At 68.1% G+C, this 8134-nt stretch carries 8 protein-coding genes; 5 read left to right on the top strand and 3 right to left on the bottom strand.

The window, feature by feature from the left end; translation table 11 throughout:
- On the top strand, positions 1-455 hold a 455-nt coding region (locus QR77_RS27605), incomplete at its 5' end, for a Uma2 family endonuclease (protein ID WP_107069132.1).
- A gap of 76 nt (positions 456-531) precedes the next feature.
- Here QR77_RS27605 and QR77_RS27610 read toward each other — a convergent pair.
- The 3 genes from QR77_RS27610 to QR77_RS27620 all read right to left on the bottom strand — a co-directional run bounded on the left by QR77_RS27610 (position 532) and on the right by QR77_RS27620 (position 3322).
- Positions 532-2157: a sodium:solute symporter family protein gene (locus tag QR77_RS27610; RefSeq protein WP_040024757.1), complete on the bottom strand. Its 1626-nt coding sequence runs from the start codon at positions 2155-2157 to the stop codon at positions 532-534.
- Positions 2154-2408: a DUF3311 domain-containing protein gene (locus QR77_RS27615; protein WP_040024759.1), complete on the bottom strand. Its 255-nt coding sequence runs from the start codon at positions 2406-2408 to the stop codon at positions 2154-2156. Before QR77_RS27615 ends, QR77_RS27610 begins: the two co-directional genes overlap by 4 nt.
- Before the next feature lie 149 nt (positions 2409-2557).
- The gene (locus QR77_RS27620) at positions 2558-3322 is read right to left on the bottom strand and encodes a GntR family transcriptional regulator (RefSeq protein WP_040024760.1); all 765 of its coding nucleotides are present in this window, start codon (positions 3320-3322) and stop codon (positions 2558-2560) included.
- 281 nt (positions 3323-3603) lie between these two features.
- Between QR77_RS27620 and QR77_RS27625 the strand changes: the two genes are divergently transcribed.
- The 4 genes from QR77_RS27625 to QR77_RS27640 all read left to right on the top strand — a co-directional run.
- Positions 3604-4887 (top strand): extracellular solute-binding protein, encoded by a 1284-nt coding sequence (locus tag QR77_RS27625; RefSeq protein ID WP_040024761.1) that lies wholly within the window; start codon positions 3604-3606, stop codon positions 4885-4887.
- 96 nt (positions 4888-4983) lie between these two features.
- Positions 4984-5979, top strand: coding sequence for a sugar ABC transporter permease (locus QR77_RS27630; protein WP_040024762.1), 996 nt, complete (start codon positions 4984-4986; stop codon positions 5977-5979).
- An 8-nt stretch (positions 5980-5987) separates the two neighbouring features.
- Positions 5988-6860, top strand: coding sequence for a carbohydrate ABC transporter permease (locus QR77_RS27635; RefSeq protein WP_040028760.1), 873 nt, complete (start codon positions 5988-5990; stop codon positions 6858-6860).
- Between the two features lie 8 nt (positions 6861-6868).
- On the top strand, positions 6869-8134 hold a 1266-nt coding region (locus QR77_RS27640; protein ID WP_040028761.1), incomplete at its 3' end, for a glycoside hydrolase family 3 protein.

Genomic DNA, 8134 nt, shown 5'->3' on the forward strand with positions numbered 1-8134 from the left:
ACCGGCTACTGATTACGAGTCCCAGGTCCTCCCGGAGGAGTTCGACGAGGCCACCGCGCCCGGAGTTGTGGCTCAACGCGGACCAGGGGCTCAAGGTGGCGGCCTCCCGCACCGGCCGCGCCCGCGCCGACGGAGCCCTCGCGCCCAGCGAGGCGTTCGCCGGCCAGGGGTGCTTCGCCGACCCCGGCCAGGTGCTGATGACGGTCGCGGTCACCTCGTACGACTCAGGGAACGCCGACCGGGACCGGGCCGAGAGGGCGCGCGTCTGTGCCGGGACCGGCAGTCCGGTCTATCTGCTGATCGACCGTGACTCCTGCGAGGTGGTGGTCTTCAGCGAACCGGACGGGGTCCGCTACGAGAGTGCCCGGCGCGTGCCGTTCGGCAAGGAGATCACGCTGCCCGAGCCCGTCGGGATCACCCTCGCGACCGAGCAGCTCAAGGAGCGGGTCCGCTGAACGACGGAGGCGGGCCACCGGAGATGTCCGGTGGCCCGCCTCTTCTAGCTCAGGCGACAGTTTCAGCGCACAGCGCTCAGTGCACCGCGTCGGCCGCCGTGGCCGGCGGGAGTTCGGCCTTCACGCCCGGGTCGCCCGCGTCCACCGTGTAGTCGGAGGAAGCGGTCTCGTCGATGCCCTCAGGGGCCTTGAAGGCCCGCAGGACGAAGGTGAGGACCACGGTCACCACCACGTTCATCACGAACGCGGTGAGGCCGATGTAGCCGATCTCACCGATGCCGGGGATCTCCTTGGACGACCCGCCGAAGTGCGCCTGCGTCGGGCTGGCCACGCCGTACGCCGCCGCCGTGCCGTACACCATGCCGACGGCCCAGCCGGCGAGCAGCGCCCAGCGGTGGCACCAGCGGGTGAACAGGCCGCCGACCAGGGCCGGCATCGTCTGGAGGATCCAGATGCCGCCCAGGAGCTGGAGGTTGATCGCGACGGTCTTGTCCATGCCGAGGACGAAGACCAGCGCGCCCACCTTCACCAGCAGCGAGACGATCTTCGAGACCTTCATCTCCTGCGCCGGAGTGGCGTTCGGCTTGATGAAGTCCTTGTAGATGTTGCGGGTGAAGAGGTTCGCCGCGGCGATCGACATGATCGCCGCCGGTACCAGCGCGCCGATGCCGATGGCGGCGAAGGCCACGCCCGTGAACCAGTCGGGGAACATGTTCTCGAAGAGCTGCGGGATCGCGAGCTGTCCGTTGTCCACCTTGACGCCGGCGGCGATCGCCATGAAGCCGAGCAGCGCGAGCAGGCCCAGCATCAGGGAGTACAGCGGCAGGATCGTGGTGTTGCGCCGGATCACGTTGCGGCTGCGGCTGGAGAGCGTCGCCGTGATCGAGTGCGGATACATGAACAGCGCCAGCGCCGAGCCGAGCGCGAGCGTCGCGTACCCCCACTGCCCAGCCTCGCCGGGCGCGAGCGCCCCCCGTGGCGCTCCCGTCGGGCCCTTCTGCGACAGCGCGTGGCCCGCCTTGGCGAAGATGTCGTCGAATCCGCCGAGCTTGATCGGGATGTAGATGATCGCCACGGCGATCACCAGATAGATCAGGCCGTCCTTGACGAAGGCGATCAGCGCGGGCGCGCGGAGCCCCGACGAGTAGGTGTAGGCGGCGAGCACCGCGAACGCGATCAGCAGCGGCAGGTCCTTGATGAACCAGTTGGTGTTGTCACCACCGCCGACGCCCATCACGTCCAGCACCGCCTGGATGCCGACGAGTTGGAGAGCGATGTACGGCATCGTGGCGAGGATGCCGGTGACGGCGACCGCCAGCGACAGGGACTTGGACCCGAAGCGTCCGCGTACGAAGTCCGACGTGGTGACGTACCCGTGCTTGTGCGACACCGACCACAGGCGCGGCAGGAAGGTGAAGATCAGCGGGTACACCAGGATGGTGTAGGGCACGGCGAAGAAGCCGGAGGCCCCCGCCGCGTAGATCGCGGCGGGTACGGCCACGAAGGTGTACGCCGTGTAGAGGTCGCCGCCGAGCAGGAACCAGGTGACCCAGGTGCCGAACGACCGTCCGCCCAGGCCCCATTCGTCGAGGCTCTCGCTCTCGGCCCGCCGCCAGCGCGCGGCGAGGAACCCCATGGCCGTCACGGCCACGAAGAAGAAGATGAAAACGCCGAGTGCGATTCCGTTGACGCCGTCCGTCACTTGGACGCACCCCCCTGGCGACCGCGCTGGTCACGCTGCCACAGCTTGTACGCGATCATGGTCAGCACGGCCGAGATCAGCACCCATGCCATCTGGTACCAGTAGAAGAACGGAATCCCGATGAAGGCCGGGTCGACCTTCGCGTACGAACTCACCCAGAGCAGGGCCACGAACGGCGCGATGAGACAGAGCCCGATGATCACGCGCGCGGGCGTGACCGTGGGTGGTTTTTCTCCAGTGACTTCTGGCATGCGCCGCTTCCCCTCGTTGTGATCACCTGTTGTGATGCGCAGGAAATCTAGGTGAGGGTCTCCGCCACCGTCACCCCCCGTCCGCATATCGGTACGGCAACGGTATGAAAAGGATGCCGGGCGGTGGCCGGACGGCCCCTGGGCGCAGGTCAGTCGGTGGGTCGGCGCAGCCGGGCCACGAACTTGTAGCGGTCGCCGCGGTACACCGAACGTACCCATTCGACCGGTTCGTTCGCGCCGTCGACGGAGTGCCGCGAGAGCATCAGCATCGGCAGCCCGACGTCCGTACCGAGCAGCCCCGCCTCGCGCGGTGTGGCGAGGGAGGTCTCGATGGTTTCCTCGGCCTCGGCGAGACGGACGCCGTACACCTCGGCCAACGCCGTATAGAGAGACGTGTACTTGACGAGCGAGCGGCGCAGCGCGGGGAAGCGCTTCGCCGACAGGTGGGTGGTCTCGATGGCCATCGGTTCGCCGCTGGCGAGCCGGAGCCGCTCGATGCGCAGCACCCGGCCGCCCGTGGTGATGTCGAGGAGCCCGGCCAGGGTGTCGTCGGCGGTGACATAGCCGATGTCCAGGAGCTGGGACGTCGGTTCCAGTCCCTGGGCCCTCATGTCCTCGGTGTACGAGGTGAGTTGCAGGGCCTGCGAGACCTTGGGCTTGGCGACGAAGGTGCCCTTGCCCTGGATGCGTTCGAGCCGGCCCTCGACCACCAGCTCCTGGAGGGCCTGGCGCACGGTGGTCCGTGAGGTGTCGAACTCGGCGGCGAGAGTACGCTCGGGGGGGACCGGTGTGCCGGGGGGTAGCGTCTCCGTCATGTCGAGCAAGTGCCGCTTCAACCGGTAGTACTTGGGCACGCGGGCCGTACGGGTCGTCACCCCGCCTTCGGTCTCTGTGCCGCCCCCGCCCGTGGCCATGGCCTGCCTTCCCGACTCCTGCGCTGCTGCCGTCACCGGCTCCTCCGTCTGTCGCGGCTCACATGGTGGCACGGTCCGGTCACGACGCGTCGCCTTACCTCAGGTGTCGGTCCGATAACGGACCCGACTGCCCTTCTTATACACCCTTGACACCCATAAAGGTCTAGGCCAAGCTCCCCGTACTGGTCTAAACCATTAAAGACCAGGTCCCAGCCCCAGCAGTACTCGTCGTAAGTCTTCACGGTGGGCGGGGGGTTGCAGGAATCCCTGAGGAGGATTGCGTGAAGCGCAAGCTCATCGCGGCGATCGGCGTCGCGGGCATGCTGGTCGGTGTCGCGGCGTGTGGTTCCGACGACAAGTCGGGCGGTTCGGCCAAGGCCGACGACGCCAAGTCGATCACCGTGTGGTTGACGGTGGATGCTCAGAACAACTGGCCGGATCTCGTGAAGGCCGCCGACGCGGCGGTCAAGAAGAAGCACCCCGGCCTCGTCATCAACCACGAGTACTACGGCTGGCCGGACAAGAACACCAAGCTCGACGCCGTACTCGCCACCGACAAGGTGCCGGACGTCGTCGAGATGGGCAACACCGAGATGCTCGGGTACATGGTGAAGGGTGCCTTCGCCGAGCTCGACGCCTCGAAGTTCGACAACTCCGGCGCGTGGCTGGACGGCCTCAAGGCCTCGGCCACCTTCGACGGCAAGACCTACGGCGTGCCGTACTACGCCGGTGGCCGCGTCGGCAACTGGCGCAAGGACATCGCCAAGGCGTCCGGCATCACCGCCACGCCGAAGACGTACCCCGAGCTGACCTCCGACCTGGACAAGATCCAGAAGAAGCAGGGCTCGAAGTTCAACGCCTGGTACCAGCCCTCCCGTGACTGGTACGCGGCCATGTCCTTCGTCTACGACGCCGGCGGCTCCATAGCCAAGGACGACGGCGGCACCTTCAAGGCCAACCTCTCGTCTCCCGAGTCGCTCAAGGGGCTGAACGACTGGAAGACCATCGAGGACAAGTACATGCACGGGGACAAGACCAAGGACGAGTCGGACCGGTTCACCGTGTACGGCCAGGCCAACTCCGGCATGATCTTCGGTGCCGCCTGGGAGGGCGCCTCCGCTGAGGACCCGAAGGCCGACACCACCGGCAAGCTCAAGGGCAACCTCGAGAACTTCGTGATGCCCGGCCCGTCGGGCAAGAACATGCCGGTCTTCCTCGGCGGTTCCGACCTCGCCGTGCCGGTCCGCTCCAAGGCGCAGGCCACGGCCACCGAGTGGATCAACGCGTTCACCGGCACCGAGGGCCAGAAGGGCCTGGTCGCGAAGGGCAACCTGCCCAACAACAAGACCGCCCTGGAGCCGATGAAGGCGGACCCGAAGACGGCCGTTCCGGCCACGGCGGCCGAGTCGAGCTGGTTCGTCCCGCAGGCTCCGGGCTGGGGTCAGGTCGAGAAGGCCCAGGTGCTCCAGACGATGCTGCAGTCCATCGCCACCGGCAAGCAGTCGGTCGAGGCGGCGGCGAAGACCGCTGACGCGGCGATCGACAAGGTCATCAACACCAAGTGACCTGTGGACAGGGCCCCGTCGCGCCGACGGGGCCCTGTCGGCCGGTCCGGTAGCCCGGCCGGCGGTACCAGGAGAGGGACCCCTGAGGAGCGCGCGATGACTGCCGCAGAGACAACCACTGTCAAGGTGCCGCCGGCGCGGCGCGATCCACAACCGGCCACGGGACCTGACTTCCCGTCGAAGCCCCGCAGAAAGCGGACCGCACGCGAACAGTCGGTGCCCTGGCTGCTGATGGCGCCCTGTCTGCTCCTGCTCGCACTGGTCTTCGGCTATCCGCTGGTGCGACTCGTCACCCTGTCCTTCCAGACGTTCGGCCAGTCCCAGCTCTGGGGCTTCCAGCCGGCCAAGTTCGTGGGCCTGGACAACTTCACCGCCATCCTGAGCGACGGCGAGTTCTGGACGGTCGTCGTCCGCTCGATCGTCTTCGCCGCCGGCTGCGTGATCTTCACGATGGTCCTCGGCATGCTGGTGGCCCTGCTGCTCCAGCGGGTCTCCGGCTGGGTCAAGACCCTCGTCAACATCGCGCTGATCGCGAGTTGGGGCATGCCCGTCGTGGTCGCGATCACCATCTTCAAGTGGATGTTCGACTCCGACTACGGCGTCTTCAACTGGGCGCTCAGCCAGATCCCCGGCGTGAACTTCATCGGCCACAACTGGTTCGCCAACGGCACCCAGGGCCTCGTCGTGATCATGCTGCTGGTGGTCTGGGGCGCCGTACCGTTCGTCGCCATCACCCTCACCGCCGGACTCTCCCAGGTACCCGCGGAGCTGGAAGAGGCCGCGCGCCTCGACGGCGCCGGAGCCTGGGGCGTCTTCCGCCACGTCACCATGCCCCTCCTCAAGCCCATCATCGTGATGCTGGCGACCCTCTCGGTCATCTGGGACATGGGTGTCTTCCCGCAGGTGTACGTGATGCGGGGCGGCCACCCCGAGGCCGACTTCCAGTTGCTCACCACGTACTCGTTCGACAGGGCGTTCGCCGTCAACGACTACGCGCAGGGCTCGGCGATCGCCCTGATCACCGTGCTCCTGATGCTGGGCGTGATCGCGGTCTACATGCGCCAGATGCTCAAGATCGGAGACGTGGAGTGACCACGACCATCGCGGCACCCGCCGCCACAGCCGCCGCCGGACGCCCCGCCAAGAGCCCCCGCCGCAAGAAGGGCAAGCTCGGCTGGAACGTGCTCGGCCTGGCCGTCTTCGTTGTCATCGGCTTCCCCGTCTACTGGATGCTGAACACCGCGTTCAAGCCGCCAGTCGAGGCGATCGACCCGAACCCGCACTTCTTCCCCCGGACGTTCACCCTCTCGAACTTCCACCGGGCGCTGAACATCGCCGACTTCTGGGGACCGGTCACCCGCTCGCTGATCGTCTCGGTCTCGGTGGTCGTCATCGCGATCGTGGTCGGCCTGCTCGCCGCCCTCGCCATCTCCCGCTACGCCTTCCGCGGCCGCAAGGCGGTCATCGTCGGCATCCTCGCCGTACAGATGGTCCCGCTGGTCGCCATGATCATCCCGGCGTTCCTGCTGCTCAACGACCTCGGTCAGTACGACAAGCTGTCCGGCCTGGTCATCATGTACCTCACGCTCGTCCTGCCCTTCACGGTGTGGACGCTGCGCGGCTTCATCGTCAACATCCCGAAGGAGCTGGAAGAAGCCGCGATGGTCGACGGCTGCACCCGCTCCGGCGCCTTCGTCAGGGTCGTCTTCCCGCTGCTCGCCCCCGGCCTGGTCGCCACGTCCGTGTACGGCTTCATCCAGGCGTGGAACGAGTACCTCTTCGCCCTGATGCTGATGAGTCAGAAGAACGAGACAGCGACCGTCTGGCTCTCCAACTTCACCACCAAGAACGGCACGGAGTTCGCCCCGATGATGGCCGGTTCCACCATGATGGCCGTCCCGATCGTGGTTCTCTTCCTGCTCGTCCAGCGCAAGATGGCCGCAGGTCTGACGGCCGGCGCTGTGAAGGGATGACCTCGCGCATGACCACCGGCACCCGGACCACCCGGACCACCGACTCCTTGACCCGGGACGCACTCGCCGTCCTCCAGCCCGGCTTCGACGGGACCACGGCCCCCGACTGGCTGCTGCGCAGGATCGGCGAAGGCCTCAGCTCCGTCGGGCTCTTCGGCCGCAACATCAGTTCGGCGGGACAGCTCGCCACGCTCACGGCCCGGCTGCGCGCCGAGCGCGACGACCTGCTCGTCGCGATCGACGAGGAGAGCGGCGACGTCACCCGGCTGGAGGTCGGGGAGGGCTCCTCCTTCCCCGGCAACTACGCGCTCGGTACGGTCGACGACCCGGAGCTGACCCGGTCCGTGGCGCACGAACTGGGCCTCCGGCTCGCCGCCGCCGGCGCCAACCTCAACTGGGCGCCGTCCGCCGACATCAACTCCGACCCCGGCAACCCGGTCATCGGCGTACGGTCCTTCGGCGCCGACCCCGACCTGGTGGCCAGGCACACCGCGGCCTACGTCGAGGGCCTCCAGAGCGCCGGGGTCGCCGCCTGCACCAAGCACTTCCCCGGCCACGGCGACACCAGCGTGGACTCGCACCACCTGATGCCGCGCATCGACGTGGACCTGGACCTGGTGCACGCGCGGGAACTGCTGCCCTTCCGCGCGGCCATCGCGGCCGGCTCCCGGTGCGTGATGAGCGCGCACATCCTGCTCCCCGCGCTCGACCCGGACCGCCCGGCCACCCTGAGCCCGCGCATCCTGAACGGTCTGCTCCGCGAGGAACTCGGCTTCGACGGCCTGATCGTCACCGACGGCATCGACATGCAGGCCATCGCCGCCGCCTACGGCATCGAACACGGCTCCGTCCTCGCCATAGCCTCGGGCGCCGACGCGATCTGTGTCGGTGGCGGACCTTCGGACGAGGAGACCGTGCTGCGGCTGCGCGACGCGCTGGTCGCCGCCGTACGGACGGGCGAACTGCCCGAGGAACGGCTGGCCGAAGCGGCCGCGCGGGTCCGCGCCCTCGCCGACTGGACGGTCGAGGCGCGGAACGCCCCGGAGCCGGTCCGGGCCGCCCCCGAGGAGATCACTCTTGGTCCGGCGATCGGCCTGGTCGCCGCCCGGCGCGCGGTGCGCGTGACGGGAAGCGCGGAGCCGCTGAACGAGCCCGCGTACGTGGCCGCCCTCACCCCCGTGGCGAACATCGCCGTCGGTGACCAGACACCGTGGGGCGTCGGCACGGAGCTGACGCGCCTGCTGCCCGGCACCGGCAGCGGCTCGTACAGCGGC

Source organism: Streptomyces sp. 150FB (genome assembly GCF_000818195.1).
Taxonomy (GTDB): domain Bacteria; phylum Actinomycetota; class Actinomycetes; order Streptomycetales; family Streptomycetaceae; genus Streptomyces.

Excerpts from the sequence above, each read along its gene's own strand:
- QR77_RS27615 (WP_040024759.1), bottom strand. The coding sequence starts at position 2,408 with ATGCCAGAAGTCACTGGAGAAAAACCACCCACGGTCACGCCCGCGCGC.
- QR77_RS27620 (WP_040024760.1), bottom strand. The coding sequence starts at position 3,322 with ATGGCCACGGGCGGGGGCGGCACAGAGACCGAAGGCGGGGTGACGACC.
- QR77_RS27630 (WP_040024762.1), top strand. The coding sequence starts at position 4,984 with ATGACTGCCGCAGAGACAACCACTGTCAAGGTGCCGCCGGCGCGGCGC.